This window comes from Planctomycetaceae bacterium, assembly GCA_041398825.1.
Classification (GTDB): Bacteria; Planctomycetota; Planctomycetia; order Planctomycetales; family Planctomycetaceae; genus F1-80-MAGs062.
Genome location: JAWKTX010000002.1, coordinates 75984 through 93124, shown reverse-complemented (window position 1 = coordinate 93124; position 17141 = coordinate 75984). Strand labels below are relative to the sequence as shown.

The 17141-nt window shown below is 54.1% G+C and carries 15 protein-coding genes; 3 read left to right on the top strand and 12 right to left on the bottom strand.

Going from position 1 to position 17141, the window contains the following annotated elements; genetic code table 11:
- Positions 1 to 77: 77 nt before the first annotated feature.
- On the top strand, positions 78 to 824 hold the full coding sequence (locus R3C20_04305) for an NYN domain-containing protein (protein MEZ6039703.1): 747 nt from the start codon (positions 78 to 80) through the stop codon (positions 822 to 824).
- Between the two features lie 53 nt (positions 825 to 877).
- Here R3C20_04305 and R3C20_04300 read toward each other — a convergent pair whose 3' ends face one another.
- The 5 genes from R3C20_04300 to R3C20_04280 form a co-directional block, all read right to left on the bottom strand.
- A complete protein-coding gene (locus R3C20_04300) occupies positions 878 to 3835 on the bottom strand; it encodes an FAD-dependent oxidoreductase (protein ID MEZ6039702.1) in 2958 nt (985 codons plus the stop codon).
- 69 nt (positions 3836 to 3904) lie between these two features.
- The gene (locus R3C20_04295) at positions 3905 to 4300 is read right to left on the bottom strand and encodes a ferredoxin-thioredoxin reductase catalytic domain-containing protein (protein MEZ6039701.1); all 396 of its coding nucleotides are present in this window, start codon (positions 4298 to 4300) and stop codon (positions 3905 to 3907) included.
- 258 nt (positions 4301 to 4558) lie between these two features.
- Positions 4559 to 4948, bottom strand: a complete 390-nt coding sequence (locus R3C20_04290; protein ID MEZ6039700.1) for a group 1 truncated hemoglobin — start codon at positions 4946 to 4948, stop codon at positions 4559 to 4561.
- A gap of 168 nt (positions 4949 to 5116) precedes the next feature.
- Positions 5117 to 6022: an alpha/beta hydrolase gene (locus R3C20_04285; GenBank protein MEZ6039699.1), complete on the bottom strand. Its 906-nt coding sequence runs from the start codon at positions 6020 to 6022 to the stop codon at positions 5117 to 5119.
- Between the two features lie 110 nt (positions 6023 to 6132).
- Positions 6133 to 7572 (bottom strand): sulfatase, encoded by a 1440-nt coding sequence (locus tag R3C20_04280; GenBank protein ID MEZ6039698.1) that lies wholly within the window; start codon positions 7570 to 7572, stop codon positions 6133 to 6135.
- A 781-nt stretch (positions 7573 to 8353) separates the two neighbouring features.
- On the opposite strand from R3C20_04280, the gene R3C20_04275 reads away from it, so the two are divergent.
- Both R3C20_04275 and R3C20_04270 read left to right on the top strand, forming a co-directional pair.
- Positions 8354 to 9343: a DUF1559 domain-containing protein gene (locus R3C20_04275; GenBank protein ID MEZ6039697.1), complete on the top strand. Its 990-nt coding sequence runs from the start codon at positions 8354 to 8356 to the stop codon at positions 9341 to 9343.
- A 3-nt stretch (positions 9344 to 9346) separates the two neighbouring features.
- The gene (locus tag R3C20_04270; GenBank protein MEZ6039696.1) at positions 9347 to 9847 is read left to right on the top strand and encodes a carboxypeptidase-like regulatory domain-containing protein; all 501 of its coding nucleotides are present in this window, start codon (positions 9347 to 9349) and stop codon (positions 9845 to 9847) included.
- 354 nt (positions 9848 to 10201) lie between these two features.
- Here the strand turns inward: R3C20_04270 and R3C20_04265 are convergent, their stop codons facing one another.
- The 7 genes from R3C20_04265 to R3C20_04235 form a co-directional block, all read right to left on the bottom strand.
- Complete coding sequence (locus R3C20_04265) at positions 10202 to 10444, bottom strand: tetratricopeptide repeat protein (protein MEZ6039695.1); 243 nt, start codon at positions 10442 to 10444, stop codon at positions 10202 to 10204.
- Positions 10441 to 10854 carry a hypothetical protein gene (locus tag R3C20_04260; GenBank protein MEZ6039694.1) on the bottom strand — a complete coding sequence of 138 codons (414 nt, stop codon included), beginning with the start codon at positions 10852 to 10854 and terminating at the stop codon, positions 10441 to 10443. Before R3C20_04260 ends, R3C20_04265 begins: the two co-directional genes overlap by 4 nt.
- Complete coding sequence (locus tag R3C20_04255) at positions 10851 to 11099, bottom strand: tetratricopeptide repeat protein (GenBank protein MEZ6039693.1); 249 nt, start codon at positions 11097 to 11099, stop codon at positions 10851 to 10853. Before R3C20_04255 ends, R3C20_04260 begins: the two co-directional genes overlap by 4 nt.
- 320 nt (positions 11100 to 11419) lie before the next feature.
- Positions 11420 to 13660, bottom strand: coding sequence for a serine/threonine-protein kinase (locus tag R3C20_04250; protein ID MEZ6039692.1), 2241 nt, complete (start codon positions 13658 to 13660; stop codon positions 11420 to 11422).
- 133 nt (positions 13661 to 13793) lie between these two features.
- Complete coding sequence (locus R3C20_04245; GenBank protein ID MEZ6039691.1) at positions 13794 to 15287, bottom strand: hypothetical protein; 1494 nt, start codon at positions 15285 to 15287, stop codon at positions 13794 to 13796.
- 321 nt (positions 15288 to 15608) lie between these two features.
- On the bottom strand, positions 15609 to 16166 hold the full coding sequence (locus R3C20_04240; protein ID MEZ6039690.1) for an ECF-type sigma factor: 558 nt from the start codon (positions 16164 to 16166) through the stop codon (positions 15609 to 15611).
- Between the two features lie 206 nt (positions 16167 to 16372).
- Positions 16373 to 17104: a PEP-CTERM sorting domain-containing protein gene (locus R3C20_04235; GenBank protein MEZ6039689.1), complete on the bottom strand. Its 732-nt coding sequence runs from the start codon at positions 17102 to 17104 to the stop codon at positions 16373 to 16375.
- Positions 17105 to 17141: the final 37 nt, after the last annotated feature.

Genomic DNA, 17141 nt, shown 5'->3' with positions numbered 1-17141 from the left:
TCGGTGCTGCCTTTGTCTGAATCTGCCGGAATCCGGCGAAAATACGATGCTGTTCGCTCCGGAAGAGCTTTACGACTATGAGACGTGTCTTTCTCCTGATCGATGGCTACAACCTCATGCACGCCGCTGGTTTTGCAAGGTACCGGTACGGGCCCGGGGACCTTCAGCGGTGCCGCCAGCGATTTCTTACGGAACTCACATCGCGACTGCAACAGGAAGCATTGCCGGATTCGCTGGTCATATTCGATGCGTTCGAATCTCCTGACGACACAGACCGAACAATGGTTGTTAATGGCCTGACGGTGAACTTCGCCGAGCCCGGCGGAGATGCCGATTCGGAAATTGAAGAGATCATCAGGACGCATAGCGCACCCAGGCAGGTGCTGGTTGTTTCCAGTGATCATCGATTGCACCAAGCAGCAAGACGCAGGAGGTGCCGATGTGTGGATAGCGCGGTGTTCTGGCGGCAAATTGATCCGGACAACAGTCAGAATGCACCGATGCGAAGAAAACCACCAGACTCCCGCCCGATGCCGGTCACGTCGGAAGTCAACGAGCATGATTCCATGGAATGGCCGGAGGTATTTGATTTCGATGAAGCGGACTTATCCATTGAAGGCCTGCTGCGCAGCCCGCGAGAGACTCAGCAACGTCCTCCATCATCGACGATCGACAATGGCCCAGGAGATGACCATATTCCTCTTTCAGAAAGAATCTCACAGGCTGATGAAATTGAACAGCAGTTCCTTTCGCTGGATATCGACGCGATTCAGCGGGAAGTTCTGCGGGAAGAAGAACAACGCTGGCGGCAGGAAAAACGATAAAATGACCGGCATTCCAACCATTCAACACCCGACATCAGTGTGGTCGCATGAGTCTAATTCGGTGACCATTCCAGGACCTGCCGATCCATCAAAAGTCGCTGGCGGAGCTTTTGATAGTCGATGTTCTGAACGGCGATGTTGTGGTCTATAGCCAGCGCAGCGGCCGTTGCTGCAGACTGACTGGTAATCATGAAAACAGGTTCCATCCGAATGCTGGCAAATGCCGAATGGCTTGCACTGAGCGCAAATGTGACAAGAAGGTTCTCACATTGTGAAGCTTTGGGAATGATGGCTTCAAAAGCAATTCGATAGGGGCCGAAACCGCCTCGACCGCCTGCCACCTTGCCTTCTCTGGTGACGACACCGTCTTTCACAATCCGACGAATTTCATGCACGTCGGTACCGTACGAACCCAGTCCAATACTGTGTTTGGCAACTGTGCGGCCGAATGTGTGATGTTCGGTCATGACCAGATCGCTGACCATGCGACGACCTTCACGAATATACAACTGGTGAGGCCAGCCGTCAGTATCGGGGAACTCATCGGCTGGAAGTCCGAATCGCTGCATATCTTTGCGTACGGTTTCGGGAACCCGTGAATCGGTGGCAAGGAAGTGCAATAAGCCACGATGGTAGTTTTCAATTTCTTTCAGGATGTCTGCTCGTCGCTCGTAGCCAGCTTCTGGCCATTCCCAACAGCCAAATCCATCGACACGCTGCGGCCAGGGGACGGAAACCGATGGTGCTGAATGGTGGGCAACCTCTGGCCTCGGACCACCAGGCAGGTTGCCGCCAAATGTTGCCGTGTTGAAGTCCCATTTCTGATTCGGAAGCGGATCATGTTTGCTGAACCATCGCAGATCCATATGGTCGCCGTTCGCCAGACACGCTTCAATAAACCGAACAACAAGTTCGTATTGATTCGGATCGTAACCGGCCGGCGGTTCGATGGGTTTACGATCTTCCGCGGTACTCAGACACAGCCGGAAACAGTACGCCATGTTGCCGGGAGCCGCTTCACCTGGCGATCCCGGGGCTCCTTCGCTGACCAGCGGCAGCAGTCCACTGGTCAGATCTCCCCGACGGACATACGGATCGAGAGGAAAATCGCGGTCCCAGACTCCCTGACCACCTTTAACGCGGCCATTGGAACCTGGCATCAGATGCTTCGAACGAGGCCGGTATTTTTCTGCGTAGTGGATGCCGTTGTATTGCTCACCGTAAGTAGCATTGGCTTCGCGCGTCAGAGTGTAGTCGACGCCGGCAGCTGCCATCAGGTCGCCTTCGTATGTTGTGTCCACGTAGACTCTTGCACGCAAAGTAATGTCCGACAGTTTGGCATGAGCTCTCGAGAGACCGATACTTTCGATACGTTGTTTGTTGAGCTCAACGGCAGCCAAACGGCCGTGCAGCAAAACCAGCACGCCCGCTTCGGAAGCCATTTCAATGAAAACCTGTTCTGCGACGTTGGGTTCGATGGAATACGCGCCACCGGTCGCGGGACCACCCTTACTACGGAATGGCTGGTCCCATTGCAATTGCTTGCCATAATGCGAAACAAGTCGTGTGAAGTACTCCCGAGCCAGACCACCAACGCTGCGCGGGTCGCCAATATCCACAGCGCTGAGTCCGCCGGATGTCATGCCCCCCAGATGGCCTCCGGGTTCGACAAGAACGACGCGTTTCCCCATGCGCGCTGCCTGAACTGCAGCTATGACACCGCCGGATGTTCCGCCAAACACGCAGATGTCGGTTTCCATCCTTTCCGGTTCCGATTCAGGCACCGGCTCATCGCCTGCCCCGAGAAGCCACTGCGCGTCAAATCGAGCCATTGTAAGACGGTCGCCCGAGAAACTGCTCTTTTCACCTCGGCCATAGAAGCACAGGATTGTACCGTCGGACGCCACATTGATATCACTGTAAGCACTCCAGCCTGCTTCGATGCTGCGAGCCACCGACCAGGATTTTCCTTCGTCACTGCTGACCAGCACGCTCAGGTTGCGACGGTCGCGACTCCTGCCCGCCACTTCTTTACCATCAGCCCGGGACAGATTTTCGGGATGTGAAAACAGCAACAGATTCTTGTCCGCATGACGATACCGAACTGTGCCGCCCATACAAATCGGTTCCACAAGATCCGGATGAAACGCCGGGACAGTCCATCCCGTAGCTCCGTCGCTGCTGCTCACCAGAATGCGTCGGTGAGCCAGAGATTCATTGCGAACATTCAGAAGGACGCGGCCATCGGCCAGTTCAATGGCGACCGTTTCGTTCGGGTTAATAAACTCTTCCGTGCACGGCACGGCTACATCACCCGCCTGCCAGGTTTTGCCGCCGTCATCACTGTAAATGGTTGCAGTCACACTTGGCCGATGGGCGTTACCGCCGGTGCCGGTGGAAAGCCAGACGGGGACGATCAAACGCCCAGCATGCTTGTGTGACGTCGTCAGTTGGATGCCGTGGTTTGGTCCCGTGGCAAGAACCTTCCAGTCGTAAGTATCCCGAAAAGTCTCAAACGTCTGGGTTATTTCAACCGGCCGTGACCACGTGAGGCCGTCGTCGACGCTGCGCTGGTAGAAGCACCGCATGTATTCCAGGCAGAACAGCATGTGGACAGTTCCATCCCGATCCGCGATCAACACCGGGTTGTTGTAAGTAACCGTTGTGGGATCGGTGCTTTTCAATTTCAGCGCAAATGGATTTTTTTGTTTATCGCCGCTGACTTCGACAATCCTTTGAGCGGGGCTCCAGGTCACACCACTGTCGGTTGAACGGCGCAGCAGGATGTCGATGTCATCCCAGTCGGAACCAGCGTTCCGTCGGGCTTCGCACCACGCAAGCACCGTTCCCCGTGCGGTGACAGCGATACCGGGGATATGATATCGGCCGTAGCCCCCTTCGCCCGCCACAAACAGATCTGACTTCTGGATTTGCTGTGCTACCACAGTGCTTACCAGTCCATGTGCCAGAAGTGTCAAACAGGCAACAGAAATCCGAAGGCTGAGCTTCATTGAGTCGGCGTCCGATGAAAAGTGCGGGGCATTTGCGGAAACGACGCCAGGAATCAGCGCCTACAGAAATCAGCGATTCGCCGATTCCCGCCCCAGATGCGGCGTGGGGTCGGCGGTGACGCCATAGATCTGGCGTCCTTCGTGATCTTCCGGAAGGTATTCCGTGATCGGAAGTCCGTCTTCACGCACGAACAACAGGCAATGACAATATTTGAACTGCTTCATCTCGTCACACGCACAGACCCATCGTCGACCGTGATCTTCCAGCTCCTTCTGCTTGTCCGGGTAGAAATTGCAGGGACAAAGCGGGCGACCGACTTCTTCGACGTTGGCTGACAATCCCAGTACGACACCCTCTGTAATTTCGGCATCCGGATGACCACTGGTCCCTGTCTTACGCCGATAGGTTTCGACGTATCGATTCATGCGATCCAGTGTTGATTGTGAGGGTTGTGGGCGAGCCATCGAATCTCCGTTCGTCTGTTGCCCGCCAATCATGGGGACGGCAGGCGCGAGTTGAGAATGAATCGTTTTGAGAATGAACCGAAAGACTAAATACTTACACGCAGCTGTGTGAGACAGCCTGCCGCAACTGGATGATTTGCAGGCACAGCAAGATCGCTGATCAAGACACCGATTCGCAGGAAAGCGACAGTCTGGTTGAATCCCGATTGCGGCGATGACAAAGGCCAGCCTGATGATGCCTTCGGCAGAGATCCGGGATTAATCGCCCGATGACCCCGCTCGACCAGTGACGTCATCAACGTAGGTGGAAATGCGGTGAATCACATCCATCGCATCACCAGGACGGATCATTTCTGCCTGCTCCAGTACGCGAATCAAATGATGGACGAAACGACTGAAGTGGGCGCGAGTAATTCCCATGCCCTGATGGATATGTGCAAGATCCAGGTCGGAATGCATGACCGGTCCATCAAGAGCTGCAGCAAAGAATTCCTTTTGAATCGCGCGCAGGTGATCGACGCTGGAATTCTCAAAGAACGGCCTCAGCTCAGGATCACTCAGCACTCGACCGTAGAACGCATCGACCAGGCTGGCAACAGATTCCGCACCGCCGATTCGCTCGAACAAAGTCCTCGTTTCATCCGTCATTGCAATTACTCCACCGGGACGTGGCGATCATCAGAAGTCACAGCAAATGCTCCACCCGGATCGTAGCAGGTTTCGACATGCGATGCCTTCGAGAACTGCCACACATCTCATTCTCGGTTGATGCTGTTACCAATTCGGAGCATGGGCAGCGAGCGTCTGCGGGGCCCTCTATTTCTTCAGCAATCCGCTGGCGTCCATCCAGCGCTGCAGATGATCCGGCCAGTGTGACACCGCGTTTTCCGATGGCCGAAGTCCGTAGCCATGTCCTCCTCTTGTAAACGCATGAAGTTCTGCCGGAACGCCGTATTCCCGAAGCCGAGCGAAAAGCAATGCCGACTGAGCACCTCGAAGTGAATCATCCCAGGTGACTGCCATGAAAGCCGGCGGAGTCTGGCTGGTCACCGTAACGAGCGACCCAAGTTCTGTGTCTTTGCGATCGTCATAATCTTTGCCCAGGTATGCACAATATATTGGGCAGATAAAATCCGGACGGCAGCTCAAAGTATCGACATTGTCAACTGGCTCGTAACACTTCGTTTCGAACTGCACTCCTGACATCACGGTCAAATGTCCGCCGGCAGAAAAGCCCAGTGTTCCGATTCGGTTGGGATCGATCGACCACTCCGCTGACTGGCTGCGAACCAGACGAATCGCGCGCTGGATATCCTGCATCGGTTCCCAGTGGATGTTGTCGGGAATGCGGCGAGGCACGCGATACTTAAGAACGAAAGCTGTCACTCCAATTGTGTTCAGCCATTCGGCCACTTCCGTTCCTTCTTTTCGCCACGCCAGAATGTTGTAGCCACCGCCAGGACAAATAATCACCGCGCATCCATTGGCATTCTCCGGAGGTGCAGGAAAGGCGATCAATGTTGGACGATCTACGAAAGCAATCCGTTCGTCCGTTGTTTTTGCCCGAAGTTCAGAAGCCTGCTGAACGGTGTACTTGACAGAACCAGTTGGTAAATCGCCAGGCCAGATCTCAAACTCAGTCGACTGTCCGCTGGCTCGCGACTGCCCAACCGGAACAACCAACCCGACGGAAATAACAATCAGGTAAAAATAGTTTCGCATGAATCTCAATTCTTTGCTGGAGCTTGAAGTGTTTCGTAAGGCCTGCAATCAACCGCCCATTGACCGATGAAGGGGAAGCCATCACCCTTGAATAATTCTGACAGCGGGAATTATCGAACGATACGCGATGGAAATCGAGCGTCCATGTTTTTCAAACCCAACAACAGCCGTCGCCTGAGCTGATCTGCCAGCAACTCATTCTCATCACTCAGATCATTCTGTTCTGAAATATCTGACTTCAGATCGTAAAGCTCGACCCGATCATTTTCGTGAAAGTAAATCAGCTTCCAGTTGCCACGGCGAATGGCAGAATGGGGATGCGTTCTGCTGGTCACAAAATCATCAATGCCAATCCTGTCAGGAGCCACCGCATAGCCTGCCTCCGGATGGTAATAGGGAAAGTGCCAGATCAGGTCTCGATCCAGCCATTCATCACCCCCGGACAATGCCCCAACGATGCTCGAACCGTCCGTATGTCTGATCACTGCGTCAGAAATTTCCCGGCCGCCGACCTCTGCGAATGTTGCTTGTAAGTCCGTGCCTGAAACAGGGAGCTCACAGACCGCGCCAGGCATAACGTGCCCCGGCCATCGGACGATCATCGGCACGCGAATACCGCCTTCGTACAAATTCCATTTTGACCCACGTAATGGTCCGTTTGCCGTATACTCCGGATGCCCCCCATTGTCTGAGGTAAATACAACCAGGGTTCTTTCACGAAGATTCGCGGTATCCAGAGCGGTCAGAATTCGGCCGACGCGATCGTCCAGTTCTTCAACGAACGCCGCGTAGGCAACTCGGTTCCTGCGGTTCGGTGAATCCGCTGGCACAAGTGCTTCATACTTCTCGAGAAGCCACTTGCATTGAGTCCTCACAGGTGTATGAACGTAGAACTGGGATGCCATCACAAAGAATGGTTGTTTGTGATCCCGACTGATGAACTGGATCGTCCGATCAATCATTGAATCCTCCGCAAAACTTCCCGATACCTCGATGCTCTGAGGTGGCGTCTTTCCCCAGGCATAGGGATGACTGCCAAAATCTTCCTCTGCGATCTGAAAGCCCTGACGAGCCGGGCCATGCGTCGGACTCCAGCCAAGGTACCGCCGATAATGTGTGTTCAGATGCCATTTGCCAAAGAATGCAGTCCGGTATCCTTCTTCATTCAGAACCTCGGCAATTGTCCGTTCCTCCAGAGATAAATTCAGCGTGAAAGGTGGAGCCAACATCGGCACAGGTGCATCAAGCTTCTGAGTGCCGGGCTCATTCTTCGTTACGAATTCGAAATGCAAACGAGCAGGTGTCTTCCCCGTCAGAATAGAAGCTCGAGAAGCAGAACAAATGGGAGCCGCCGAATAGGCATTCGTGAAACGCATCCCGTCCTTCGCAAGCCGATCCAGATTCGGAGTCTGATGCCACGGGTGCCCATAGCAACCGGGATCCGCCCAACTAAGATCGTCCGCAAGAATGAAAACGATGTTCGGCCGCTCGCCGCCATGCACCCGGGAATCCATTGTCCCGGCCAGCAACAGCAACAGTAACAGCAACATTGCTGCAGCCTGCAAGAATCTGTCAAACCAATTCCTCACGGCCTACCCCCTGCATTACGCAACTACGCTTGTGATCATCGCCCATACCTAGCCTAGCTGTCAGTTGAAAAATCGGAATACAGATAACCCGAAGCGTCAGGAAGGAACATTTCCTCGGAGCCTGCGAGGGCCAGTTATCCATCGACGACGCATCGGGGGATTCCTGAACGAAGTGGCAGATCGCTGTAACATCTGATGAGTCACTTTCGCATCCAGAGATACCGCACGACCTCGCGGCCGCACAGAGCCCGATTCCAGACCAAGCCCCAGTTGACAATCACAGAGAAGTCTGAGTCGCGACCGTTCAGCGATCAAATCATTAGCTCACTTAAATAAGTAAAAACTTCCAGAATACTGAAGTGTTCCGTTGTTGACGGAATACCTCATCCAGCTGTAACCTCAATGTGTGGATGATACATACACCCGCATTAAGACAGAACAGGGTGTTGCATTATCCATTCCTTTCGCGCCTCTCATCTATGAGTCTCCAGCGTTTCAATCGTCTGGCTGACTTTCGCTCATTCTCAGAAAATTGCGGAAATAACATTCCGGGACAGCATGAGTAATGCAGTTGTCTCGTGATATCAGAGCGCAAACGCCTGCGCTGACAGAGCCGAATACGATTAGACTTTCGGAACGATGCCATCCTGCTGCAGAAGTCCTTCAGAGTTCTTCCATCTTGAGTGTTCCCCTCAGATTCGTACTGAGATTAATACTTCTCTCTTAAGAAAGGTGTATGCGTATGCGAAGGAAATCCGGGTTTACATTGATCGAGTTACTGGTTGTTATTGCCATTATTGCCATTCTGATCGCACTTTTGCTTCCTGCCGTTCAGCAAGCCCGAGAAGCTGCTCGTCGAACACAGTGCAAGAACAATCTAAAGCAGATCGCACTTGCAATGCACAACTATCACGATGTGTACAGCTGCTTTCCGATTGGTCACTACTACAAAGCTCACTTTGATGGAACTACCAACGACGTCGCAGGCGGCACCGGATTCTTCTGGTCCTACAGCATCCTGCCGATGATTGAACAGTCTGCATTGTTTAATCAATTCGATCCGTCGTTCCCGATCTCCAACACAAACTACCCGCAGTCTGTCAACAATGCACTGCTTGCGGCAAATCCCCTGCCTGCAATGCTGTGTCCTTCGGATACTCGCGTTCCTCAGGCCAACACCGGAAATGCGGGACAAACCGGGGCGATTCGACCTCACGCCACGACCAGTTACAAAGCGGCATGCTCCAGCTTTAGTAACTATGGAGCGACAAACGGAGCCCGCGCGAATGGCATGTTCAACAGAGACTACACACACAAGCCTCGAAAGATGCGAGATATCACGGACGGTACCACAAACTCGATTATGATCGGTGAGCAGGACGACACCAACTGGAATGGTGCAAGACTGTATGGATCTGTGACAGCTGGAAATGGATGGACTGCAGGCGAAACAAATCGCGGCATGATTCATGGCGAGTTTGGTATTAATGTTCGCGCCTGGCCGACCGATACAGCCAACGGTCCGGCACGAACTGCGTCAAGTCGCCACACGGGAGGAGCACAATTTGCTCTGGCGGATGGATCGGTGCGATTCATCAGCGAAAACATACAGCATACAACTCGAGTATGGGATGCAAATGATCCGTTTGATCAGGCAAACGGGGCAGCCGGGTATGGTCTATATCAGCGTCTTTACTCTATTAACGATGGCCTGGTAATATCGGAGTTTTGATAAATGACGTGGTTTAGAATGCCCGGGAGAGCCCTGCCCGTTCTGCTGATTTCAATGGCCTTTGTTTCGGGATGCGGGAGGAGTGGACTTCCCGAGCTGGCGGACGTCTCTGGTACGATCCGGCTTGACAACAAGCCGGTTCCGAATGCCAGCGTTGTATTTATTCCGCAGAACGGTCGGCCCTCATCCGGTGTAACGGATTCGGATGGACATTATTCATTGATGTACAATGATGACGTCGCTGGAGTCGTACTCGGCACCTGCCGCGTCCTTATTTCAACGGGTACCGCTCCCAACGAGGATAGTGATGGGAATACTTCGCCAGGGAATCCAGAGACCATTCCAATGGAATACAATGTCCAGTCGACCCTCTCGTTTGAAGTCAGAAATGGAGATAACACTGCTGACTTCAGCCTGACAAGCGGAGGATCCGTGATTCGCTCAGACAACGGTGAGGATAGTCCGCCGGAGAATTCACGCAACTTAAACGACGTGAGTGAATAAGCATCGATCGTTTTGCAACAGATCTTCATCTGGAGGGGCCAGTGGTCTGTACCACTGGCCTCTTCGGCGTATTAGAGAAAGTGTCGCAAGGAATGTTCCGGCATTTCCTGCTTTCTTGAAGAATGACGTTGCCGCAAAGGAAAGGCATCTCTGTCATCCGCCAGCCAGCCATTCAACCGCGAATAGATGTCGACCTCTGCACTCACTACTGCTGACATACATCAACGGGCTGAATCGCATACAGCGAAGCGTTCTTTGCCGATAGTCGCTCTATTCCATGCGTTTCCGAGTGTCACTCGTTTTCTGAATCGACACGCACAAACGCGGCAGCCTCACTCCGAAGCAATTCCAGCGTCAGTCTGCGGTTCCAGGGAGCGAACTCAACAGTTCGGCGTCAGCAACCTCATTGGCCTTCTGCAGGTGGCTCTTCGCGTTATCGCTGTGTCCGCGGTGATGTTCATTCATGGCGAGAAAGTAATGAACAGAGGCTGGCGAATTGCCATCTTGAGTTGGCAAATCCAGAGCTTCGTTCAGCACCTTGTGAGCCTCATCCAGGTCACCCGCACGAAACAGAATGGCTCCCAGTCCGGCGTTCATTCACCAAAGCTACGCAGAAGATCGGCCCGGGCCTTCAGGGATTGCGCCGATTGCTGGTTTCTCTCAACAAGATGATCGGCGAGTTCTCGCATTCCTTTTCTGAAGGTTGGATCGCTGCACATGGAAAGCGATTCCTGAGGAATTGCGGTGAGCACCGAAAGAGCTTCGGCCGCAGGGACCAACTGCGCCCAGTCAGTCAAATCCGCAATTGCCTGTTCGTAGGATTGCTGTCGAAAACTAGCCTGAGCACGTCGGTAGTGAATCACCGTCATTTCTTGTGATGTTGGTGAACGGCGTTGGGCTTCGTTGAGATCGGCAATTGCCAAATCATCACGGCCGCTCAGAGCATGAAGTTCTCCACGATAAGTGTACGACCAAACGGTCGGAGAAGTCTTGATCGCCGTATTCATCGATTCAACAGCTTCAGCATACTCGCCCTGAGCAACAGAATCCGACTCCGATTGATGAGTGCACCAGCGTCTTCAGGATCGCGTTCCAGAACCTGTTGCACGATGCGATCCGCCTGCTCCAAATCATCAAATCGCACGATGTAGAGTTCGGCCAGCAGGTTCAGGATCATATGATTGTTGGGTTCCTTTTTCCGTGCAGACTCCAGAACGCTGAGTGCTCGGTCTCTGTCCTGCAACTCAGGCACCGGGGAATACATCAGTAACCACGCGAGATCAAAATGTGCAGCGACTCCGTCGGTTGTGGCATCAACGGCTGCGGACAGGGATGCAATAGCCTCATGATGACTTGCGGTCGAAGACTGAGAACGTGCAAGCTCAAGTAATAAGGAAACGTCTGGACGGGAGTACCTCGCCAGTTCCTGAGTCGTATCCCGTAGAATTTCTCCGGCATTCTTCCGGGCATCCGGACGACCGCAGAAGGTAGCCCAATTCTCTGCAACGGTCGATCAGAGACTGTCGGACTCGAACATCGTGACCAAATTCACGATGCAACTGGCGTGCTCGCTCAAGGACCAGTCTCATCGTCGCCTCTGCTTCTGCTTGCTGCTTCAGTTCGAGATACACTTCCGCCAAACGAGCACCACAGACTGGAAAGCCAGCGATCAACGTGACGATGACGGTTTGTCAAATCGGTACCCAGTTCTTCAAAGAGCTCAATCCCTTGACGATGCTTTTCAACGGCCTCAGTCAGATCGCCGTTCTCCCTGGCCCGCTCTCCCAGCCAATACTGAGTGCCCGGTACCGGATCCAGACCGCGTGATTCGGATGTCTCGATGGACTTTTGGACGAATTCTCTGGCACGTCCAGAATCCGTCGGCAACCATTCGGCAACTTTGTAATAAAGCAACGCGAGGTGTTCGGGGTCATCCACGACACCAGCGTTCGTGCACCGTTCAGTGATTTCCAGGCATCGCTCCGCATCTTTCAGTCTCTCGGCCGCCGTCGGTTGCCAGTGCATTCGCGTGAAGAGTGGCAGTGTCAGGCTATGCTGAAACCGTAGCTCCTCCGGATGTTCTGCAATCAGGCTCTCCAGCAGGTGAATGGACTGGTTCGTGGCATTCAAAACGGCTTCAGCATCAAGACGCCCCTCATGAATTTGCGCAATGTGATGATGTGCCAACGCCTGTTTCATTCGGGCATACGGATCATTGTCATGTTCCGAGATGATTTCCTCGTAAAACTTCATCGCTTTGTTCAGAATGTCATCTCGCACACGATCAGCACCAGGCAATTGAGCAAATTCGGGCGAAGAAATCTCCTGTACGATCGTGTCCAGCGATTTGAGCGCACGATCGAAATCGACACGCGATTGCATCAGTCGTCGATCGCTTTCTTCTCGTGCGGCGATGGCGTCTTGTCGCTGTTTGTCAGCGTCTCTCTTTGCGGTCTGAGCTTGCACCGCGTAGGCGATACTGACGCCGCTTGCTGCGATAAGCATCAGCAGGCAAATGCCTGTCGTTGTCAGCAGAACGCGGTTCTTCCGCGAGAACTTCTTCAGTCGATACCACAACGTAGGTGGGCAGGCCTGCACTTGCTCCTTGTTGAGGAATCGCTGCACATCGGCCGCGAAGGCGCTGGCGGATTCGTAGCGGCGGTTGCGGTCTTTCTCGAGGGCCTTCATGACAATCCAGTCGAGTTCGCCGCGAAGCTGCTCGCTGACTCGACGGTGGTCGATGCGTCTTCGATCGGCCATCGTGGATCGCAGGTTGGCTTCCATTGTGGTGATGCGAGCACTCGGGCGAGGCGGGTCCTGTTCGCGGATCATCTTGCGAAGATCATCAATGCTGATCTTTGCGAGCGACGATTTTTCGAAGGGTGTTGTTCCCGTCAGCAGTTCATACAGCAATACCCCCAGCGAGTACACATCGCTGCGTGTATCGATATCAATCCCACTCATCTGAGCCTGTTCGGGGCTCATATAGGCCGGAGTCCCCAGCATCTGCTGATAGCCCGTGAACAGAGTGCGATCGGTCAACTGCTGACTGAGGGCCTTGGCGATACCGAAGTCGATCACTTTCGGAACCGGCTTGTCATCGTGCATCGTGACCAGCACGTTGGAAGGCTTCAGGTCGCGGTGGATAATGCCTTTCTGATGAGCATGCTGGACGGCGCGGCAGATGTCGACGAACAAAGCCAGTCGCTCTTCCGTGGTCGCTCGGACTTCATCGCAGTAATCCGTCACAGGGACACCGCGAACAAGTTCCATGACAAAGTAGGGCCGACCCTGTTCGGTTGTGCCACCATCGAGCACGCGAGCGATGTTGGGATGATCCATCATCGCCAGCGCCTGCCGTTCGGCTTCGAAACGAGCGATCACTTCGTTCGAATCCATTCCCGGCTTCAACACCTTGAGTGCAACCTTGCGTTTGACTGGAGATGTCTGCTCGGCCATATAGACCGTGCCAAACCCGCCCTGCCCGATCTGTTCCAGCAGCTTGTAAGGTCCAATTTGCTGCCGTTCTAACCTGGGCGGCAGAGGCTTCGTGGTGGCATCCGGAGATGGTTCCAGATCCGCAGTAAGAACCGTTTCTTCCACGCCCATCGCGTTCGCCACTGCATCCAGCGGGCTGGCAGCGGATTTCCCGCCTGCGGCCGCCAGCAGTGCTTCTACTTTGCGAAGCAGCTCTGAGTTGCCGCCACACTGTTCCTGTAACCACTGCTGTCGCTGACTTTCATCGGCCAGCTCCATCGCCTTCAGAAAAATGGCTTTCGCTGATAGTGGTTCTGAGGTCTTGTTTTGGATCATGGGCGAGCTCAAAAGTATTCAGAATGATTCAGCGAGCGGATGGTGTCAGCCAGCCGGTCCGAGTGAGGAAAGTTGTACCGGAAAGCTGACGCATTCCGCTCGCCAGTGACATAGTCTTTAGGAATTCCGAATGCTACGGCACGAGCTCCGGAGTCAAAATCACGGCCACGCTGGCGGTCCCGCCGCTGCCGTCGGGAACCGCCATTCGGCACACGAGCTGGGGATACCCTGTATCGTCTCGATCGTTGATTGCATACAGAGCGGCTCCATTCGTCACAAATAATGTCTTGAGTGGATCATCTGCAGCGATAGACTCGGAGAGCGAAAATAGGTGAGGAGCGTCATCCAAACCGAACCCAGTGTGAGACAACATTGGATTCGAGGACGATTGAGAATAACACGCGACATCTCCTGTTTCTTTCAGGCTATCGGCCAGGGCCGCTGCGATGGTGTCGGCGATCGGCCGAAGTATTCCATCATGTCGGTAGGCAACCGGGGTAGTCGTAGTGCCGTTGCCGCTGGTTCCGGGCACCGTGATCCAGGCTCTGCCTGAAAAAACACCTGCATTGTTCAGACCCGTTACCGACGCATAGTCCGCGTCTGAGTAAAACTGGACGGGTTCGGTCGACGAGTCGTAGCGAAAGGCTCGCCTCAGACTGTCGACACCTGCCACTTCTGCGAAATCGTTTAGTTTTACCACAAGGGAGCCACCCGATAGAGTGACGGGCAATACGGAAGGCGTTCCTCCGCTCCACGGATTGCAGATATACGCGCCCCAAAACCCATCGGGCTGCCGGAAGACCCCGACAACATCGCCAAACTCGTTGATCTGCGTCGGTTGCGTATACGTGCTGCCCAGATCTGGCAACAGTTCAACGATCCAGTCAATCGGATCGTCGTTGAATTGACCTTCAACAATTGGATCGATGATTATTCCATAACGAATGCCTGAAGTGCTGTTCTCAATATATCCTGTCATCACTCCGCTCTCGTTCATACTAGTAATGGAGTAGATCGAGAAATCCGCGTCCGTCAGTTGATGCACCTGCGCAGCGAGGGCGGAAATCCTGTTCATTTCGTAGACGTTACCGGTGACCTGGTCATACATGAAACCGCACTGATCACTACCATCAGAGTTCCAAATCGCGCCGAAGACACGACGGTTGTTGGTGATGCCGTTGATATTTCGCACGGTACTTGATGTGGGTACGACTGTCGTGCGATATTCGAAGATGGGTTTGTCACTCACGATAATATCAGCGATGGTGGAACTATAACCTTTGGCACTGGCGGAGATTCTCGCTGGTTGATTCCCATCCACGATTCCGTCACTCAAGGTGTTCACAAGGAACGTCGCCGAAGTCGTTCCCGCAGGGATCGTGACAGTCATGGGAACTACAGCTTCCGTCTTGTCACTGGTACTCAGCGTCACCTTGACAGCCGAAGTCGTATTGGAGTTGTTGTGGGTCACTACCCCTGCTGCAGTATTTCCTTCATAGATGGTGGATGGCGAGATCGTTATGGAGAGCTTTGGCGTGGTCTTGCCGCCGCCCTTTTGAGCCAGAGCGACGTCGGACAGAACCATCGCGGCGGCAAGGCTTAACAGAAGTCTTCGGAGCAGAGACATGGGAGCTTCCTGTAATTGGCTGTCGGTTTGACTCAACATCGAAGCGGCACAGCGTGTTCGACGGGGAAGACGTGTCGATGGTCTCGATTCGGAACCATCCAACGGAAGCGGCGAATTTCGCGGCTCTTTGTCTCACCACGATTCAATGCAGGATTCATCCGAAAGTCGTCCGGAGAATTCTCTGGAAATTTCTACGTCGTGCGGTTCGCAGACGACTTGCTGTAGGACGGCCTTTTCAGGCCGTCGAAGACCGATGGGTACGGCCTAAAAAGGCCGTCCTACAAGCCAACTCAGTCCTGGTTTCCGCACGTGCGAACGCTCTCAGTTCGCCCCGTTCATCGCACGAGCCGCAAACCACGCGCGGGCGAATTTCCAGTTCTCGTAGGCTTCCGTACGAGACTGCTTCAGAGCTTCACCGGCTTCAGTGACAGAGAGCCCTGCGAATAACCGCAGCTTGACGAGTTCCGCAGAATCATGATCTTCGGCCGCCAGTTCCGTCAGAGCCTGATCCAGATCGAGCAGCATGTCGGGATCGGTGGTGTACGACGGAGCCAGGTCGTCCATGTCGATCCGTTTGGCCGCGCCGCCTCGCTTGTCGGCTTTTTTCGCCAATGCCCAGTTAATCAGAATCTGCCGCATGGAATTGGCAGCAGCAGCAAAGAAATGGGCCTTTCCCTGCCACGGCTGATCCGATCCCACGAGCCGCATATACGCTTCATGCACCAGCGCCGTCGCCTGCAGCGTATGGTCCGGTCTTTCCGCCGCGAGTTTCGATGCCGCGAGCCTACGCAGTTCGTCATACACCAGCGGCATCAACCGCTCCGCCGCTTCGGCTTCACCGGATTCAATCTGCTGCAGGATCAATGTCACGTCAGACATTCACGGCACCATTTGTGAGGCAAACGACGGGAGACGAACTCGCCAATTCTACCTCGCAAATTATGCCACAATCCGGTGCTTTCGTGTAGTGTCGACAGCCGTTTGACACGTGGCCGCCGGTTTGGTTGTCGCGGGCCTGAGCCAACCGCCTGGACTCACTCGGCCACGGGTCAAACGAAGGCACGTTCGTCTCAAGCTTCCCGCGACTATGCGATTGACTCACTTGCTTGTTTACACCGTCGATATCGGACCGCTGCAACCATCGTTCCGACGCTTAGTAGCAGAATGCTGCCGGGTTCCGGCACAGCCGCCGGCGCGGGATTCACCGTCAGGAATCCTGAGGTTGAGGCGAAGAATATGTCGAATCCGTTCTCATCAACGAACTGCGACAGGGGATCGAGGTCAATCTCATAAGTTCCTGCAGCTAGGGCGTCCAGGTCGAGTCGAAACAACAGTGCTTCGTTGCCCACTGTTGGCACAAAGATGGGATCTTGCAGCCCCGGGGCTGGCGGTGGCCCGCTGCCGTCGTCCGTGGCGTCATACGCAGAATACACATCACCGCTGAAATTGACGGTACCAGCGGGAGCACCGAGATTCACGCTCTGACTGCGATTGAAGAAGACATAACTGGAATCGGTTAGAAATGTCTCGGACTGAAATGGCGAGAACACAAGACCACCGAGTGGTCCTCCAACTGGAGAGAGAACCACACTTGCCAGATACTGGTCGAGCAAGTCTGTGCCGGTGTCACTGGCGATCAGAACGTCGACTTGTCCGGAACCGCCAGCCACCAGCGGTGACGGTATTGTTGGCGAGAACGAGACGATGATTCCGGCGTCTGCTTTCGTCATCAGACACGTCAGCACGACAAAACTTAACAATGGAAACGGTTTCATATCTTCAGACCATTCAGAATGACAACACTCAAGCGACAGCATCCTGCGATTTCTGAGACTCCAGCCAATATCCGCAGGA